Genomic DNA, 15,907 nt, shown 5'->3' with positions numbered 1-15,907 from the left:
GGGTTCTGAAAAATAACTGTGCAAAAAGCGACCAAGTCAACTTTCAAATGCTCTTACATGTTTTGTCCCGTACATAGATATCTGAGCTAATTAATTTCAAATAGTTCAATTTTTCGTGTATTAGTTTCAGATTTAAGTATCTGATTTTAATTTTCTCACCGACTCAGAAGCAGACAGCAGTGAAGTTCTATCAAGATTATGATCACAGAACTGCCAGTAATACTCATGCCAAGATAAGAAATCCCGCTTCCAATTCTGTCGATGAATTCGACATTTATTGATAACCAAACTCGTGGAATAGAGGTGCCTACCATTAGCGGCATAACTGCGATAATCCAATACCGTATAGGCAACAACATCCCTGATCCTTTGCTCTGTCGCCTCCCGGTAATCCCGCTCACTCTTGGCCAGCCTCTCCGTAACATCCTGCTCTAGCCACTGAAAGAACCGCCCTTGTTCTGGTAGGAAATGCTTCGTCCGTGGCCCATAAGCCCATATAGCCCATGAACGAAAAGGCTCCTCCAACTTTTCCACTGCTGCAATCACCATTCCCGCTTCAACGGCATTACAAATCAGCCGGTTGTTATCCAGCTTGTTCGACTTACCACCAGATCGAAACGCCACTGGATTTACGTCGAAGCCTTTGCTGGTCAAATGAATAGCATACGCATCATGAATAGCCTGCCTCGCTGAGTGAAATTTCATGCTGGCTCTCCATATCGGGCAATCAAAACAGCATCCGCACGACCATTGTCTTTTTTGCGAGTCACATCCGCATCAGGGTATAAATCCAACACCTTGCCACGGCTGGCATCTTTTTCTGCGCCTACCAAACCAGCTCTGCGCTTCCAAGATTGCGGAGTTACATAAGTCAACGAAAGCCCCAGCAAACTAACCGTCGCTTCAACCGCTCCGTAGGAACGACCGAAACTGAACATAGAAACAACGCCCTGCCCTGGTCTTGCGCCAACTCGTTCCAGATAGACCATTTCCACCGTATCTCGGGTATAGCCTCCAAATATTTTTAATAGACCGTAGCCGTTCACTTTTTGCTTTTTCCCATCAGGCGACACCGGCATATCTTCCAGTCGAATGATTTTCTTGCTGTCGCTTTCAAGAACCGCAATCCCGCCTTTAAGCCCCGGATCAATGCCAATAATGATGCTCATCTGCTTCATCCTTGAATCAGTCAGTGATCTATAAAACCTCAACTTAATTTCCCAGCTTTCCTCTGATGTCTCTCATCCCTCCACCCCTTAGGGTGGTGGAGTGAGTGAGGACGAGAAAAGGAACAAGCTCATTCCGATAAATACTCATACTCATCAAGCAGTTATGGGATAAGGTGAGGCATAACAGATAGCGCTGTGTCCTCATCGGACAGATGAGGCGTTTTTTAGAACCGTTCATTCAGTTAATCACCTCATTTTTCAAGTTGTCGTATTGATCAGACAGACTGACAAACAGACCGTCCTGAACAATCAGCTCTTTCTCAACCAGCGTCGTAAATGTCCGGCTCCAGTTATTCCTGCCCACCACGGCCTCGATCTTTACGCACTCATTTCGCAGGTCTTTGGCTTCAATGCGCGCCAGATTCGGATCACGCCCACCACGCTCCAGATTTGCCCGAGCCTTGCTGATCAACCCATACAGAATATCCAGTACCCTTTTCTGAGCAGTGCCCAGTTCTTTGGACGTTTTCATTTGCTCCACAGCATCAGGGTCAAGGTGCTTTAACACGCAGCTGTATTGCTGCTCGCCATCCTCATCCGCAAAAGGCAGCCGCACCGACTTAAAGAAAAAATGCATGGGTTCCGGCTCATCCGCATCTTTCATTTTCTTAGCAGAAATCTTGACCTCGTCACCGGATTTCACCACCGCATACTCGGCATCCAAGGCACCTTTCAGGGCACTGTTGCCACGGGCTCGGTCTTTGCTGCCGACGCCGGTGTGATGAACGATCAGCACGCAGCATTCGTATTTCGAACGCAACAGCTGATCAATGTGATTGATAAAGGTATTCATCTCTTTGGTGGCGTTTTCGTCGGCCGCACCGAAGTTTCTAGCGAGGGTATCGATCACGATCAGGGAGGGAATGACGCCTCCGGTTTCTTCAACAATCTGTTGAATGCTCTCGCTGACCATCCGGGCATTACCCAAATCCGTGAGAGATGCTGAACACTGACTGACGTATAAAGGCGCATTTCTCAGGTTGTAACCGTGGGAAACCTGCCAGGCCATTAAACGACGGGATAAGCCATTAAACCCTTCACCAGCGATATAGAAGACAGAACCGGGTCGTTTCACCGGCTTGCCATGCCACTCCTTACCAGTTGCCACACAACAGGCCAGATCAATAGCCGAAAAAGATTTACCGCAGGCAGGTTCGCCGAACATTAACGACAGACTGTCGGTTTCCAGAAACCCTTTAATCAGCCAGTTAATAGGACGAACGCCTCTGACCAGCTCTTTTACATGATTGAAAGCAAACTGCCGCGCAGGTGACTGAGGCTCAATCATTATCCCTGAGCCCGGATGATTATTACCGTGGGTGCGAACAATACTGGCAATGGTGGTATTCAATTCTGACGATGAGAGCGGCGGCGTGTTGGATTGATTCCACTGGTCCAGAATCTTTTTGATATCCATTAACGAATAGTTTTGACGAATCAGCTGCCCCGCCATGCTCGCCGCTGCGTTGTTTCGCCCCTGACCTTCTGCCAGATTGCTGCCATCGTGAGGTAAAGGGTATTGATCCGTTGAAAACCCAAGGTTGCCTGCCGGTTTGTCTTCTAACGATTGGCCATTGAAACCATTGATTGCAGCAATGTCGTCGGGCGTCAGCATGGGGAGGTCATGGGTGTCGCCAATATTCATGTAGCCATCGGTTTCCCAACGATACAATGTGCCATCCGCATGGGTGCTGCCGGGCGCGACCACATAACCACCAATGCCACGCAAGTCGATCTTGTTTTTACGCACGGAGTTGTGAACGGGATACTCCGGATTGACCTGAAAATAGTAGTGCTTGCCCTTGCTGGTTATCGCTTTCAACGGGGTTCGGGTAATGCCTCCATCCTCGATAAACTGCACCGCCTCTGCACTGTCTGCATCAACCACCACAACGCCGTAGCCTGTGACGATCGCCCAGTTGGCATGGGGATAAAGGGTCGTCCACTGCTCAATCACATCGTCTTCCGGAGCCGTTTCCTGATATTGCTTCCACCGCAGCCGAGGTGCTTTAGGCCACTCCATTCGTGCTTTCTCAACATCCCCGGAACACCTGCCCTCAACAAACCATTCTGGCGGTGTTTCAAAAGGAGAGCCAAGAGGCACAATCGACAGCCCGGCTTCATTCAGTTTCCAGGCTGCCGCTGTCGTATTGGGTAAAGTCGCTTCCATGCTTGCCCTCTCGTTAACTGGTTTGTTCAAGTCTTATTGCGCACTGAATGCATAACGAACAACCCGGCACAGCAACTTGTCGTTCAGAGGGAATGTCAAAGCCACACTCTTCACAACAATCTGCAGAGTCTTGAACCGTTAGTGTTTGTTTTTTCTGGTGATGACTCAGCAGTGTATCCATCTCACGCTGCTGGTAGTTACTGGCGATATCTGCCTCATCCATAAGGCCTCCTATCGATGGGTTATCCGTCTGGCGGTTTTTCAGTCTGTTCTTTCCCTCTACCGAATGTCAAATTTGTCGAACTTATAATTCAACAATTTCATTTAGCAAACCTTTAGCAACTGGTAAATAATTGCTAAAGAACGAATAATGGAAGAACAGAATTACACAACAGAGTCAGACTCATGGATTGGAAAGAGCGCACCAAAATTTTGCTGGCCAAACAGAAGATATCCCAGAGCGAACTGGCGAACCGGCTTGGGGTGACTCGCTCGGCAGTGTCCGTTTGGTTAGGTGCAAAAATGGATTTGAGTGAAAACAACGAGACAATGGTGCAATACAAAATTGCTTCCGTTCTCGGGGTTTCCCAGGATTATCTGGCCACCGGCATCAGTCGTGAAACCCCAACAGGCAAAGCCGTTCCGCTGCTGGATGAAACAGAAGTGACGGACTACGTGCTGAACCAGATGACACCGGGCAATGCGCCCTGGATTTATTGCCCTGAAGAGTGCAGCGATCTGACCTTCTCCCTAAAAACCAAGGGCAGTTCCATGGACAGCTGCGGCACGCCTGCTGTTACCATTCCACAGCAAGCACATATTTTTATCGATCCGAAAGTCACACTGGAACTTGGCGCCATTGCACTGTTTAACGACACCACACCAGTACTGGGCATCTACGAAGAGCTGAACGGAAAAGCCATGCTGGTTTTCTCAAACCCTCGATTTCAACCTGTCGAAGTGGTTCGAGATAACTATCTCGGCACTCTTATTGGTATTTACCAATCCTGTCAAACATGAAAACTATTTCGATGCCAGCCTGACAGCAACATTCAGTGCAGATTTAGTGCAGTTTTCAAGCTTCTGAAAATCCACATTGCTGCCATTATCACAGTTCTTGTGGTAGCAGTTATCATACCCTGTGTACAGCATGACGGACGGTATCGATTTATCCTGAAAGCTGGCATGATCACCCACCCTTCGCATTTTGGTTTTTGTGAAGGGTATATCCTTCCTGGTAAAATACTCAGAAAATAGCTGGCTAATACGACGTGTTCCCTCGGCAATACGTTTAAAGCCACTGTAGGGAAGGTACTCCCAAAATGTTGATGCCGCATCAGGGTCACTAATAACAATGCCTTCATTGCCGCTAGCGTTTCCTGCAACCATATCAAGATTTATATAACCACTAATTGTAAATTTTCCTGTGGCATTCTTTCCTGCTTGCTCCCACAAGTTTGCCAGCGTTATTTGAGCATTGTCGGCATGAAGAAAATCAGCAGAGCCCAATAGTGTTTTGCCTGCCTCTTCAGCTCCCCAAAAAGCAAACACAATTGAGTGCTTTGGTTTAAAATTCTCTTTTTGTAAAACACGGATCATTTCAAACAAACTAACCACACCAGAGCCATTATCATTTGCCCCTACGGTATTAGTCACTGTATCTAAATGGGCTCCTATAATAATGCATTCCTGACTTTCACCAGGAAACATAGTAAAAAGATTACTCGAACTTAGCGCCTTGTTTCGAGAACATTGTCTTAAAGACATCCCATAATAGGTATCTTCATAATTAAAAGTACTTTTTTCCACGGGCAAATCGAGTTCTTCAATTTTTTCTTTCAGCCAATCAGAGGCATTAGCAAATCCATTTCCGCGGGCATCACACCAACTTGACCTTGATCCAAAAGTTAATAATTCTTGCAACATACTTTCAAGGGATGATGAATCTATCTGCGATTCCAACTTTTCTGGCAAACCTGGGTCGGCATGGTTCTGCAAGGTAGGCAAGGAGGAGGTTACCAGAGGTTCTGTCTGCAAATCCGTAGGTAAATAAGTTGTTGGATACGAAATATTCTTATTTGTTTGAGATAAATTCAGCGACGCATTCGTTGGTGATATCGAAGCCCTATTTGAAAGAGCCAACGGTACAGCAATCAAAGCTCCGATCGTACCAACACCAATAAGAATCAAACCACCTAGTATCAGCTTTCCCGGAGTTGACTCAGAAAAACGCTCTACCCTTCTCCCCCAAGTATTGCCTTTCTGATCAGCTTGTCCCTCAACATCTTGAGCAGGGAGAAATGAAACAGCCTGATCCTTATATACGCCATTCATTTCGTTCATATCTATTCAAATACTTCCCAATAAATGCACTTTAGCCTTGGACAGCAACCTTGATTGTTAGTTCCCTATGTAAAGCGGGGTCTTTTGAGAATGTTGGAGGTGCTCGACGATTTACCGAATGAATTGGTATAAATAACTCTCTATTAGATATCATCAAACTTGCGCCTGTCGTAGCACCATCCCGCCTCTACCAAAACCCCTTGTCGAAATTGTTAAAAAAAATATTTGACACTCATTCCCCATGAGAGCAATCTGTTGTTTAAAAATTCAAATAACAATTTGGACGACAGACAACCATGGACCTCGTAACTCAGGGAAAGATTATTGAGGATGTAGCCAGTGAAGTTGTTTCATTAGAAGGTCAGGCTAACCAATTGGGCAGGCCAAGTCGTTAAGGAACAAGGCTGAAACCGCACGCACCACACTCCTGCATACCATCGTTTGCCTGAACAACCATCTGGTTGAGCAGACCAACGCCACCGAGTCCGTTATCCCGGACGTTTTTCATATCAACAATCTGTTGATTGACCTCACCGACAAAACTGGTCATGTGGAGATCACCTGCCTTAATGATCTGAACCATTACCTGAAACCCGTCGGTTAACCACAACCCACCACAGCAAAAGGAATTGCCATGACCGAAAGCAACCATGTTTCACGGCTGGATCAACTCACCTACGAGTTAGAGCAAGCCAAACAATCCGAACAGAAGGCAAAGGATCATCGCCTCGCTATTGAGCAGCAATTATGTGAACTCGTAGGTGTTAAAGACGAGGGCAGCTATTCCACCAAGGGAGACTATTACAAAGTCACCACCGTCGCTGGCTTTACCCGGACACTGGATACTGACAAGTGGCATCAGGTGAAAAATCGAATCCCGGAAAGTGTCGCGGCAAAGGTTGTCCGCAGCAAACTGGAGATTGATACCCGTCAGCTTAAAAGCCTGCAGGGTCTTGATCGAGCCAGCTATAACCTGATCGCCGAAGCCATCACTACCAAGCCCAAAAAGACAGCTATTAAATTTGAACGACTGGAGGTGCAATAATGGCTATCTCTCTGGAATCCATCAGTCGTTCAACCGGCATCAAAGCGCCTGGCATTGTTGAGCACGGTCCTGCCGGTGTGGGTAAAACCACCTTCGCAGCGAATGCGCCAAACCCAGTATTTATTCAGACCGAAGATGGTCTGGGTTGGAAGTGGATGCCTTTCCCATGATGACCAGCTTTCAGGATGTACTGGATGCCCTTGCCGTTCTCTATACCTCCGAGCACAGCTATCAGACCGTGGTCATTGATAGTCTGGACCATCTCGAACCACTGGAATGGCAGCATCTCTGCGATATCTATGTGGGTCCAAAGGGTGAGCGGTATCAAGCTATAGACGACTTCGGCTATGGCAAAGGGTTTGTGCTGGCATTGGATTTATGGCGACAACTGCTGGATGGTCTCTTTGCACTGCGCAATGAAAAAGGCATGGCCTTTATTCTAATTGCCCATTCGGAAATCAAACGCTTTGAAAGCCCAACTACTGACAGCTATGACCGCTACCAGATCAAGCTTCATAAACGAGCCAGTGATCTGATTCAGGAGTCGGTGGACTGCGTACTGTTCGCTGATTACAAGACCGTCATCGAAAAGGAAGAAGGCGGTTTTAACAAGGTAAAAACCCGTGGCATCAGTACGGGTCAACGCTACCTCTATACCGAAGCTCGTCCGAGTTTCGTTGCCAAGAATCGCTATGGCCTGCCGGCAGAAATACCTCTGAGCTGGCAGGCATTTAGTGACGCACTGACCCATAACTCGAGCCAACAATAAGGAGATTGCCCATGGCACAGTTAGGTTTTAACGCCGGAGATTATGATCCTACCGATGAGTTTGATACTTTGCCTCCTGGTGAGTATCTCACCATGATCACCGAAGCATCGCTGGAAAATACCAAATCTGGCGGCCGTATGGTGAAGCTCACCTATACGATCATGGAAGGACAATACGAGAGTCGGAAACTCTGGTCACAGCATAATGTTGAAAACAGAAGTCCGAAGGCAGAAGAGATTGGTAGAAAGGAACTCAGCCGTATTGCTCACGCCATTGGCCAACCAATGATCAGCGATACGGATCAACTGTTGAATCAGGTCATCCGGGTTCGGGTCGTGGTTAAGAATGATCCTGGCTATGGCCCGAAGAATGAAGTCAAAAAGTGGATCAATGTCTCCGGACAACCTGCACCGGGCGCCCCGGTTCCCCAGCAGCAAACACCAACCTATGCTGCTGCGCCTCAACCTCAGAACCCTCCGGCTGCTCATTCAGCAGCACCGCCCTGGGGTCAAAAATAATCACATTCACCAAGGGGGCTTGCCCCCTGACTTTTTGAAGCTCAATCAATGGTAACGGTGCTTGAATATGGATATTCCAGAACCACATCAAACAACGATCAAAGCCATCGTTAAGCATTACGAAGAGAATCAAAACGACGGCTTTCGCGCACACCTTGGCGGTTCGATCATTGGCCGCCCCTGTGAACGGGCGCTCTGGTACACCTTCCGATGGTGTACGGAGGTTAAACACAGCGGGCAATTATTGCGCCTGTTTCAAACCGGGCACCTGGTAGAAGAGCGTTTCGTGGCTGACCTGCGAAGTATTGGCATCAAAATCTTTGGGGCTGATCCCGCTACAGGTGAGCAATTCAGAGTCTCAGCCTGCCATGGTCATTTTGGTGGCTCAATGGATGGTGTCGGTCAGGGTTTTATTGAAGCTCCGAAAACCTGGCATCTGATCGAGATGAAAACCCACAATGAGAAGTCATTCAGTCATCTGGTCAAGAAAGGTGTCGCCGAAGCCAAACCGGAACATTTTGTGCAGATGCAGGTGTATATGTATCTCGCCAGCCCACAGTTGACCAGAGCCTTTTATATTGCCGTAAATAAGAATACCGATGAGCTCTACGGCGAGCGGATTCGACTGGATGCAAACATCGGCAAAGCCACTGTGACTCGTGCGGAATGTGTTATCGCCAGTGACCGGCCTCTGAATAAAATCAGCGATGACCCAAGCTGGTATCTCTGCAAGTTCTGTGATCATCATGGTATCTGTCACGGTCAGGAGACGCCTGCCGTAAATTGTCGAACCTGCCTGCATTCAACCCCGGTCGATTCCGTGGATAACTCCGGGCAGTGGCACTGCGCTCGCCACAATATGGAAATTCCATTACAGGTTCAGAAATCCGGTTGTGATGAGCACCTTTATAACCCTTATTTGCTAGAGTCGTTTGCTGAGCCTCTGGACAGTGGTGAGTTCTGGATTAAATACAGACTCAAAGCCACCGGAGAGGTCTTTATGACTGGCGGTGGTCAAGGGCAATTTTCATCCAGAGAGATTCAGGCTGTAGAAGATAAAGCCCTGCTGACGGATACCCAACTGAACGAACTGAAAAAAAACTTCAATGGCACAGTAGTGGCCAATACTGACAAGAACAAAAGCAAGGAGACTGACCATGGCTGAACTACTGAAGCGTGTCAGTACCGCCGATTATTCAGATAACTGGATAGATCTGAAAACTGATAACGACACCTCCGAAATAGTCCGTATTAGTTTTAATGATGAGCTGCCGTATATTAGCCCTCTGTTCTGTGAACGGATTCTCAGTGCCCTGATGGCAGAGGTGCAAGAGCAAATAGCAGAATGGAGAGATGGGAAACATTACCAACGCCAGATGACTTACTTTGATCGCAAACGGGTGGAACGAATCGCCAGCAAAATCATTAACGATATGAAAGGTGGCATCAGTGGCTTATAAACTTCGCTGGTACCAGCAAGAAGCCATTGAAGCGATTTATCAGTACTTCAATTCGGCGGAAGGCAATCCGCTGGTCTGTGTCAGTACCGGCGGTGGCAAATCCATTATTATCGCTGACTTTATTCGCAGTGTTCTCGAGCAATGGCCAGGGCAACGATTTTTGATGCTCTCCCATGTGAAGGAGATCATTGAGCAGAATCTGGAAAAGCTTGTGGCGATCTGGCCAGAAGCGCCTACCGGTATTTACTCTGCGGCCATTGGCTCACGTAATACTGATGCACAGGTTCTGTTTGCCAGTATTCAGAGTGTTCATAAACGGGCAGAACAACTTGGCCATGTTGATCTGTTGCTAATTGATGAAGTGCATACCCTGAACAGTGAGCGTTCAGAGTCGATGTATGCCCGTTTTATCGCTGCTTTAAAAGTCATTAATCCGAACCTGAAAATTATTGGTTTTACGGCAACGCCCTATCGCATGAAGCAGGGGCTGCTAACACAGGGTAAAAACCCTCTGTTCAGTGACATTGTTTATGAAACCGATATTCAGCGATTGATTGACGATGGCTATCTATCACCACTCTCTTCCAAAGGCGGCAAAGAAAAAATCAATTTAAAGGGAGTTCGTACCAGACAGGGTGAGTTTCTAAGCAGTGATATGGAAGCCGCTGTGCAGGAAAACGACGTTACCGAAAAAGCCGTAGCGGAAATTATTGAATACGGCGAAGGTCGGGATGCCTGGTTGATCTTCTGCGTCAGCATCGCCCATGCCCAACAGGTAAAACAGTTACTGCTGGATGCGGGTATTCATGCGGAGTGTGTCACTGGTAAAACGCCAAAAGACGAGCGCGCACGTATTCTCGATGACTATAAGAATGGCCATATTCAAGCTCTCACCAGTCAGGGCGTACTGACCACTGGCTTCGATGCACCACGCACTAATCTAATTGCCTTACTGCGTGCCACTAAATCTCCTGGCCTTTATGTACAGATATTGGGTAGAGGTTTACGGGTCAGCCCTGAGACGGACAAACAGGATTGTCTGGTTCTGGATTACGGAGGCAATGTGGAGCGGCATGGTCCGATTGATCAAATCACCATCGGCAGCATTAAAGTCGGTGAAGGCACTGGGGCTCCACCCGTCAAAGAATGCCCGGAGTGCTTTGAAATCATACTGGCAAGCTTGCGAGTGTGTCCCGCCTGCCAGTATGAGTTTCCAGAACGGGAAAAGCATGACCCAGTAGCCTCCGATGCAGCACTGCTCTCTGCACAGGTCGAGCCTCAGTGGTTAGAAGTGGATGAAGTCGTCTACAGCATCCATGAAAAATTTGGCAAACCACCGTCTGTTCAGGTGCTCTATCGTTGCGGCCTGAAAACAGTACGTGAATGGGTTTGTTTTCAGCATGGCGGCTATGCACGACAAAAAGCGGTTATCTGGTGGGTTAAGCGGTTTGGTCACACTCCCTGCCCAGCAATGACAGTGGACGCCTATCAACTGCTGAGGGAAACCGAAGACTTGAAAGAGCCAACCCGCATAGAGGTTATTCAGGAAGGCCGCTGGTACCGAATACGTGCCTATGACTTCTCGCCTCCAACAGACCATTCTGACGACAGTTCAACGCTTTAAACACATTGATACGGATATTGATGTTATTTCAGGGAACTTGAAATGAATACAGAACTCCTGCTTTATGCTCGATATGAAAAGCCTTATGTGCGACTGGAAGAAATTTGTGAGGAGTTTTTCGGTTTGAGTGAGCGCTGCGCCAAAATCGCTGCAGCCGCTCAGGATCTTCCGGTTCCAGTGGTTCGGGTGACCACCAGTAAAAAGTCACCAATGATGGTTAAGCTCTCAGATTTAGCGGCATATCTGGATTCTCGACATGAGACCTACAGCAATACATGGGAAAAGGTTCAGGGGATATAGACATACTTTGGTTTAGCACAGCTTGCTTTTGTGTATACATTGTATATACTCAATTCAAAGAGAGGGTAATATCATGAGAGTTGAAGGGGAAATCAAGCGATGGGGCAACAGTCTGGCTTTGAGGATTTCCGGAGCCATGGCAGAAATACCTCAATTTAAAGCAGGTTCTAAGATAGCAGTTGATGTCACTGAAGATGGTCTCGTCATCAAAAAAGTTGAGCAACAAAAGAAAAAGTTTAAGCTGCCCTATACTGAAGAATCCCTTTTGGCCGGTATGACGCCAGAAAAAGCACACGCTGACGAGTTAGCCACTCCAACATCTTCCGAACTCGGTCTATAAATGAAAACAGAAAAAGCATACATTCCAGAACGGAATGATTTGATATGGCTGGATTTTGAGCCTACCCGTGGAAAAGAAATAGGCAAATACAGACCTGCTTTTGTGCTCTCCAGTAAAGATTACAATAAAAAAACCAGCATGCTTATTTGCTGCCCGGTAAGCACCAGTATTAGAGGCGCCGCAACTGAGGTTCCAATCAAAAATCTGGATGAAAAGTCAGTAGTTGCCACCAACCTGATTCAGACATTAAGTTGGAAAGAAAGGAAAGCTAAATTTATCACTAAGGCGCAAAAAGGTATTTTTGAAGAAGTCATTTTGCGAATCATTCCGCTTATTGGTGCTGATGAAGTACTTGATAAATATATGGATGAGGACAGCTAATTTCAGAAACCGGGAGGCAAACCACTTGACTCCCAGTCTCCACTGCCGCAGCAAGCATCATGACCTTCCTTCTTTAATCGCATCTTCAATTTCTTCGATTTCAATAACTTTTGAATCAATACCCCTGTGAATATCCCTTGCTGTTTACAAATGCTCTGATGGCTCTGGCTGCTGCAACTTTTTTTGCACCCGGGTATTCCTGACTTCATTTTTCGCCCAATACTTCGCCTCAATCGCCTTACAGCGTCCCCATAAATCAGGCGGGTTCCGATGAATCAAATGGGTGTAGCGCCGAAGGTTATCCCAAGTCTTGTGTCCACTGCGCAGGGCAACCTCTGGTATCGACATATTCTGCTCAAAGAAACGGGAGATACCATCGTGGCGAAATGAGTGAAAGCGTAGCTCAGGAAAGCCCAGTGCTTTGGTGCGTTCAGAGAATTTTACAGAAACCGTCAGAGCCTTATAGGGAAATATCCGGTCATCCCCTTCAAACCTTGGCTGTCGTGCAATAATTTCCTGACACACAGAGCAAATAGGCACTTTCTGATGGTTACTGTATTTTTTCTTCGGGTCTTTTCTGTCCCGAATAATAATAAGGCCATTGTCCATATCAAAATCACTGTGCCGTATACGGCAAATTTCTCCCTCCCGGAAACTGCTGTAAATACTGAACAACATCAAATGGTGATATGGAATGAGAGAAGAATGCTTATTGTAACCATCCAGAAATGCTTGATAGAGCAAATAAACCTGCTCTTCCGTTGGCCGGGTATCATCCTCTTTTGATTTGCCAATCAGCTTTAATTTCCATAACTCTTTCATCACATCTTCAGTAATAAAGCGCTTGAAATAAATGCCTAATCGCTTCTGCCAGTCAATTGCACGACGCAGAACGGATACATAAAGTTGATTGGTTGCGGGGGTTACCGTTGCCAAGCGTTCATCAAGCAGTTTGATTAAATGTTTGTCGGTAATTTCTTTGGGTCGTTTCTTGGCAAGCCAGCTGCGTTCCCAAAACTTGATGGCCAAAGTATCCCGATAACTGATTCGCTGATCCTTCGGCAGAGATGCCATCTTTTGACGGTACATTTCCAGATAATTTTGAAGGGTAATATCGCCTGTTTTGGCTTTAGTGGACAAATCTTCAGGCTCTTCTTGCTCAGCCTGACGCAGCATTTCCGCCTCAACTTTCTTTGCCCAGGCCTTGCCAGAAGTCTTGTCTGGAAATGATAAGCTCTCCCGGGCTGTGTAATGATCCTTCCTGACAGAAACCTGGTAAACATAGGCAATGCCCGTTTTTCGCTTCCGTTTGAAGCACTGTATTGTCATATAGAACTCACGTACTCATAGCTTATTATTTTTGGTATACAATCCGGTATACAATCGCTATGAATTAATAGTATCTGAAAGTGATTTATAGTGCGCAATAAACTATTATGACAGCGAGAAATCAGTAACTTACGACAATAGCTGTCTATGATATCGATATGTGGTACGAATTTCACAGCGATCATTTTGACAATGAAATCAATGAGTTAGATTGATCGGAAAAATTTTAGGTTTCAATTTGATTGTAACCTAAGCCTAATAAACGGTACCAAATCGTACCTTTGCCGCATTTCGCTGCGATGGTAGACCGATAAAATGGTACCGTTTCTTTTGTATTCCCCTGATCCAGACTCGCTTTCCCGGGCTCATCCATTAAACTCAACCCCGGCCTGACAACATTTGTAAAAGAAGTGCTTAACAAACCATGAAAACCCGCGACCTGCTCAAACTGCCAGACGCCAAACTCGCTGCAGCCATCAGCACCATGAAAAGCAAAGAATGTGAGAAACACCTCAGGAACTACACAAAAATCCTGGGCATTGAGTTTGAAATGGCCATTATGCAAGCCACCCACGCTGCTATGTTCAGCGACAGTGATGAGCCGGTGAAACTACGAACTTATAAAGCGGTAGTGGATCTGGTGAGGAGCGAAACCGAATACGGTGAAAAGGAAGCCGTCATTCTTGCTGCCCTGCTGTTAGCTCATATCAGCAAGAAAATAGATAAGGTGCAATCGCTGGTGGGTCAAACTCAGGTGCCAGCCTTTCCTTGATATATCGTTCGATCAATTACATAACCCAGCCAGTTATTGCCACACTCAGTACCACCCACCTTAGCACCTTTCATAAACACCACCTGTTCGACAGGCGACGATGGTGACAGACAATCCATAATCTCTTTCAGGTAAGGCGTTCGGGACGTTCGCCAACGTCCGGCTTCTTTGGTTGCCTTTGCGGGAAGCATCCGTTTTTGGTCAGCCCATTCGGAAACCGTCAGGCGAGTGTCTGGTTTTAAACCAGAGAAAAAACCTGAAAAATAAGGGCTATTCATACAGTTGTTTGTTTATATCCGTGACACGTCGAGGTAACAGCTACTCAAATCTAAATACTCTGTAAACGACGAAGGTTTACCTTAGCCCTTGGGAACCGGCGATTAGTCAAAGTTGGCACGTAATATGGTTAGTGTAAGGTGCAAGCAAAGCTCAGCATCTGTTCCAGGAAGGAACCTTGGCCACGGACAGGCCAGTGTCAGACAATAAAAACAACAAACTGACATTGCTGAGATTACACAAGCCCCGTTGACCGGGGCTTTATTTTGTCTACGTATAGCTTCTCAGCTCATTTATTCAGCTGGCCCGGTTTAACCCCATCCTGTAATAGCTTTTTATAACTTGATCTAGATTTAACCAACCGATCCTCTAGATGCTCACAAGCAACCGGATTATGAAGAAGAACCTGATAATCCGACGCCATGCATTTTTGGACTTTTCGAGCTTTTAGCTCTTTTGTTGCAAATGCATTTTTATACCAAGTATCTCCCCATACCATAAATGATGGGTCATTTTGCTTATCTTGCTCTCCGTAGGGAGTGAAAGAGAGATATTCTTGTTTGAAGGTTAATCCAAGCGCTGAGAAATATTGACTGAGCTGGTCTGTGGGATTTTCAAGATATTCTTCCGCCTCAATAATCAGAGGTTGTCGACTAATTATTTTACTCACTCTATCAAAGAGCTGATGAAGCTCAAAAAAGCCAGCTTCTTCCTTTGAGTACCGCGTAACATCGCCCTTCTCAAAATACGGATACATTCCTGAAGGAATGGTGGATTCAGGAGAGCGTACTAAAAAAAGAGGCTCCGCATATTCGAATAGTTCTGTTAAAAAGGCATCATCCACTTTGTTTTCATCAAGTTGATATGCTAATTCTTTAATAACAGTAAACCCATTTTTAACCCGTTCCAGAACAAGCTTTTTGGCACATTCTGTATTGACAGGCCAAGCTTCCTGTCGATTGAAACCGGGTGTACCTTCAAGTTGATGTTCTATGTGGTAAGCCTGAGTGAAGGGTTCTAAAAGCGCACTTCCTTCCGGGAACTCTTTTCCTTCCCCCACAAGATTTGAAAACACTCGGTAAAGCAGAGTACTCGTTCCTCGGGCAATGCTAAAAATGATAACACTTTTAGCATCCTTCCCTGATGATAACTGTTGATCCGGCTGGACTGCCACAGAAGCATTATTTTTTGAAACATAAGCACTTCCAATTGAGTAAAGTTCTGACTGAGCTGCATTCATCTGCATATACCTTATTTCTATGATCATTAAATCCTAGTATTCAATTTGGTTTTAGCAAATATTCATAATGCTTGTCGGTAGTTCAAACGATCCACCTAAAAGTGACTACTC

The 15,907-nt window shown here is 46.3% G+C and carries 21 protein-coding genes; 12 read left to right on the top strand and 9 right to left on the bottom strand.

Features of this window, described 5'->3' with window-relative positions; all coding sequences use genetic code 11:
- Positions 1-132: 132 nt before the first annotated feature.
- From Q1B11_RS07740 to Q1B11_RS07725, 4 genes are all read right to left on the bottom strand, one after another.
- Positions 133-705: a bacteriophage antitermination protein Q gene (locus Q1B11_RS07740; RefSeq protein WP_299730136.1), complete on the bottom strand. Its 573-nt coding sequence runs from the start codon at positions 703-705 to the stop codon at positions 133-135.
- A complete protein-coding gene (locus tag Q1B11_RS07735) occupies positions 702-1,169 on the bottom strand; it encodes a hypothetical protein (protein WP_299730133.1) in 468 nt (155 codons plus the stop codon). Before Q1B11_RS07735 ends, Q1B11_RS07740 begins: the two co-directional genes overlap by 4 nt.
- A 238-nt stretch (positions 1,170-1,407) precedes the next feature.
- Positions 1,408-3,399 (bottom strand): AAA family ATPase, encoded by a 1,992-nt coding sequence (locus tag Q1B11_RS07730; RefSeq protein WP_299730130.1) that lies wholly within the window; start codon positions 3,397-3,399, stop codon positions 1,408-1,410.
- A gap of 13 nt (positions 3,400-3,412) precedes the next feature.
- Positions 3,413-3,622 carry a TraR/DksA C4-type zinc finger protein gene (locus Q1B11_RS07725; protein ID WP_299730127.1) on the bottom strand — a complete coding sequence of 70 codons (210 nt, stop codon included), beginning with the start codon at positions 3,620-3,622 and terminating at the stop codon, positions 3,413-3,415.
- Between the two features lie 182 nt (positions 3,623-3,804).
- Between Q1B11_RS07725 and Q1B11_RS07720 the strand changes: the two genes are divergently transcribed.
- Entirely contained in the window at positions 3,805-4,419 is a 615-nt protein-coding gene (locus Q1B11_RS07720; protein ID WP_299730124.1) for a LexA family transcriptional regulator, read from the top strand.
- Positions 4,420-4,422: 3 nt separating this feature from the next.
- On the opposite strand, the gene Q1B11_RS07715 is transcribed toward Q1B11_RS07720, so the two are convergent.
- Both Q1B11_RS07715 and Q1B11_RS07710 read right to left on the bottom strand, forming a co-directional pair.
- Positions 4,423-5,742: a M20/M25/M40 family metallo-hydrolase gene (locus Q1B11_RS07715; protein ID WP_299730121.1), complete on the bottom strand. Its 1,320-nt coding sequence runs from the start codon at positions 5,740-5,742 to the stop codon at positions 4,423-4,425.
- 391 nt (positions 5,743-6,133) lie between these two features.
- Complete coding sequence (locus Q1B11_RS07710; protein ID WP_299730118.1) at positions 6,134-6,325, bottom strand: hypothetical protein; 192 nt, start codon at positions 6,323-6,325, stop codon at positions 6,134-6,136.
- Between the two features lie 51 nt (positions 6,326-6,376).
- Here Q1B11_RS07710 and Q1B11_RS07705 point away from each other — a divergent pair, with 51 nt between their 5' ends.
- From Q1B11_RS07705 to Q1B11_RS07665, 10 genes are all read left to right on the top strand, one after another.
- The gene (locus tag Q1B11_RS07705; RefSeq protein ID WP_299730115.1) at positions 6,377-6,787 is read left to right on the top strand and encodes a hypothetical protein; all 411 of its coding nucleotides are present in this window, start codon (positions 6,377-6,379) and stop codon (positions 6,785-6,787) included.
- Positions 6,787-6,957, top strand: coding sequence for an AAA family ATPase (locus Q1B11_RS20445; RefSeq protein WP_366139442.1), 171 nt, complete (start codon positions 6,787-6,789; stop codon positions 6,955-6,957). Before Q1B11_RS07705 ends, Q1B11_RS20445 begins: the two co-directional genes overlap by 1 nt.
- Positions 6,954-7,556 carry an ATP-binding protein gene (locus Q1B11_RS07700; RefSeq protein ID WP_366139441.1) on the top strand — a complete coding sequence of 201 codons (603 nt, stop codon included), beginning with the start codon at positions 6,954-6,956 and terminating at the stop codon, positions 7,554-7,556. The genes Q1B11_RS20445 and Q1B11_RS07700 overlap by 4 nt, the downstream gene beginning before the upstream one ends.
- Positions 7,557-7,567: 11 nt before the next feature.
- Positions 7,568-8,074 carry a DUF669 domain-containing protein gene (locus Q1B11_RS07695; RefSeq protein WP_299730112.1) on the top strand — a complete coding sequence of 169 codons (507 nt, stop codon included), beginning with the start codon at positions 7,568-7,570 and terminating at the stop codon, positions 8,072-8,074.
- Between the two features lie 67 nt (positions 8,075-8,141).
- Positions 8,142-9,239 carry a hypothetical protein gene (locus Q1B11_RS07690; RefSeq protein ID WP_299730109.1) on the top strand — a complete coding sequence of 366 codons (1,098 nt, stop codon included), beginning with the start codon at positions 8,142-8,144 and terminating at the stop codon, positions 9,237-9,239.
- A complete protein-coding gene (locus Q1B11_RS07685) occupies positions 9,232-9,534 on the top strand; it encodes a hypothetical protein (protein ID WP_299730106.1) in 303 nt (100 codons plus the stop codon). Before Q1B11_RS07690 ends, Q1B11_RS07685 begins: the two co-directional genes overlap by 8 nt.
- A complete protein-coding gene (locus Q1B11_RS07680; RefSeq protein WP_299730103.1) occupies positions 9,524-11,158 on the top strand; it encodes a DEAD/DEAH box helicase in 1,635 nt (544 codons plus the stop codon). Before Q1B11_RS07685 ends, Q1B11_RS07680 begins: the two co-directional genes overlap by 11 nt.
- Before the next feature lie 42 nt (positions 11,159-11,200).
- Positions 11,201-11,458, top strand: a complete 258-nt coding sequence (locus Q1B11_RS07675) for a pyocin activator PrtN family protein (protein WP_299730100.1) — start codon at positions 11,201-11,203, stop codon at positions 11,456-11,458.
- Between the two features lie 73 nt (positions 11,459-11,531).
- Positions 11,532-11,798, top strand: a complete 267-nt coding sequence (locus tag Q1B11_RS07670) for a hypothetical protein (RefSeq protein WP_067518610.1) — start codon at positions 11,532-11,534, stop codon at positions 11,796-11,798.
- Positions 11,799-12,179: a type II toxin-antitoxin system PemK/MazF family toxin gene (locus Q1B11_RS07665; protein ID WP_299730086.1), complete on the top strand. Its 381-nt coding sequence runs from the start codon at positions 11,799-11,801 to the stop codon at positions 12,177-12,179.
- Between the two features lie 144 nt (positions 12,180-12,323).
- Here Q1B11_RS07665 and Q1B11_RS07660 read toward each other — a convergent pair whose 3' ends face one another.
- Complete coding sequence (locus Q1B11_RS07660; protein WP_299730083.1) at positions 12,324-13,508, bottom strand: tyrosine-type recombinase/integrase; 1,185 nt, start codon at positions 13,506-13,508, stop codon at positions 12,324-12,326.
- Between the two features lie 424 nt (positions 13,509-13,932).
- On the opposite strand from Q1B11_RS07660, the gene Q1B11_RS07655 reads away from it, so the two are divergent.
- On the top strand, positions 13,933-14,280 hold the full coding sequence (locus Q1B11_RS07655) for a hypothetical protein (protein WP_299730080.1): 348 nt from the start codon (positions 13,933-13,935) through the stop codon (positions 14,278-14,280).
- Here the strand turns inward: Q1B11_RS07655 and Q1B11_RS07650 are convergent.
- Both Q1B11_RS07650 and Q1B11_RS07645 read right to left on the bottom strand, forming a co-directional pair.
- Positions 14,259-14,558, bottom strand: a complete 300-nt coding sequence (locus tag Q1B11_RS07650; RefSeq protein ID WP_299730077.1) for a phage terminase large subunit family protein — start codon at positions 14,556-14,558, stop codon at positions 14,259-14,261. The two genes, Q1B11_RS07655 and Q1B11_RS07650, sit on opposite strands and share 22 nt — an antisense overlap.
- 287 nt (positions 14,559-14,845) lie before the next feature.
- Positions 14,846-15,796: a hypothetical protein gene (locus tag Q1B11_RS07645; RefSeq protein ID WP_299730074.1), complete on the bottom strand. Its 951-nt coding sequence runs from the start codon at positions 15,794-15,796 to the stop codon at positions 14,846-14,848.
- Between the last annotated feature and the right edge of the window lie 111 nt (positions 15,797-15,907).

Origin of the sequence: uncultured Endozoicomonas sp. (assembly GCF_947495845.1) — a bacterium.
In the GTDB taxonomy this organism is placed as follows: Bacteria; Pseudomonadota; Gammaproteobacteria; order Pseudomonadales; family Endozoicomonadaceae; genus Endozoicomonas.
The sequence above is the reverse complement of the archived record's forward strand: the minus strand, read 5'-3'. Positions and strand labels throughout refer to the sequence as shown.

Excerpts from the sequence above, each read along its gene's own strand:
- Q1B11_RS07740 (WP_299730136.1), bottom strand. The coding sequence starts at position 705 with ATGAAATTTCACTCAGCGAGGCAGGCTATTCATGATGCGTATGCTATT.
- Q1B11_RS07735 (WP_299730133.1), bottom strand. The coding sequence starts at position 1,169 with ATGAGCATCATTATTGGCATTGATCCGGGGCTTAAAGGCGGGATTGCG.
- Q1B11_RS07730 (WP_299730130.1), bottom strand. The coding sequence starts at position 3,399 with ATGGAAGCGACTTTACCCAATACGACAGCGGCAGCCTGGAAACTGAAT.
- Q1B11_RS07725 (WP_299730127.1), bottom strand. The coding sequence starts at position 3,622 with ATGGATGAGGCAGATATCGCCAGTAACTACCAGCAGCGTGAGATGGAT.
- Q1B11_RS07720 (WP_299730124.1), top strand. The coding sequence starts at position 3,805 with ATGGATTGGAAAGAGCGCACCAAAATTTTGCTGGCCAAACAGAAGATA.
- Q1B11_RS07715 (WP_299730121.1), bottom strand. The coding sequence starts at position 5,742 with ATGAACGAAATGAATGGCGTATATAAGGATCAGGCTGTTTCATTTCTC.
- Q1B11_RS07710 (WP_299730118.1), bottom strand. The coding sequence starts at position 6,325 with ATGGTTCAGATCATTAAGGCAGGTGATCTCCACATGACCAGTTTTGTC.
- Q1B11_RS07705 (WP_299730115.1), top strand. The coding sequence starts at position 6,377 with ATGACCGAAAGCAACCATGTTTCACGGCTGGATCAACTCACCTACGAG.
- Q1B11_RS20445 (WP_366139442.1), top strand. The coding sequence starts at position 6,787 with ATGGCTATCTCTCTGGAATCCATCAGTCGTTCAACCGGCATCAAAGCG.
- Q1B11_RS07700 (WP_366139441.1), top strand. The coding sequence starts at position 6,954 with ATGATGACCAGCTTTCAGGATGTACTGGATGCCCTTGCCGTTCTCTAT.
- Q1B11_RS07695 (WP_299730112.1), top strand. The coding sequence starts at position 7,568 with ATGGCACAGTTAGGTTTTAACGCCGGAGATTATGATCCTACCGATGAG.
- Q1B11_RS07690 (WP_299730109.1), top strand. The coding sequence starts at position 8,142 with ATGGATATTCCAGAACCACATCAAACAACGATCAAAGCCATCGTTAAG.
- Q1B11_RS07685 (WP_299730106.1), top strand. The coding sequence starts at position 9,232 with ATGGCTGAACTACTGAAGCGTGTCAGTACCGCCGATTATTCAGATAAC.
- Q1B11_RS07675 (WP_299730100.1), top strand. The coding sequence starts at position 11,201 with ATGAATACAGAACTCCTGCTTTATGCTCGATATGAAAAGCCTTATGTG.
- Q1B11_RS07670 (WP_067518610.1), top strand. The coding sequence starts at position 11,532 with ATGAGAGTTGAAGGGGAAATCAAGCGATGGGGCAACAGTCTGGCTTTG.
- Q1B11_RS07665 (WP_299730086.1), top strand. The coding sequence starts at position 11,799 with ATGAAAACAGAAAAAGCATACATTCCAGAACGGAATGATTTGATATGG.
- Q1B11_RS07660 (WP_299730083.1), bottom strand. The coding sequence starts at position 13,508 with ATGACAATACAGTGCTTCAAACGGAAGCGAAAAACGGGCATTGCCTAT.
- Q1B11_RS07655 (WP_299730080.1), top strand. The coding sequence starts at position 13,933 with ATGAAAACCCGCGACCTGCTCAAACTGCCAGACGCCAAACTCGCTGCA.
- Q1B11_RS07650 (WP_299730077.1), bottom strand. The coding sequence starts at position 14,558 with ATGAATAGCCCTTATTTTTCAGGTTTTTTCTCTGGTTTAAAACCAGAC.
- Q1B11_RS07645 (WP_299730074.1), bottom strand. The coding sequence starts at position 15,796 with ATGAATGCAGCTCAGTCAGAACTTTACTCAATTGGAAGTGCTTATGTT.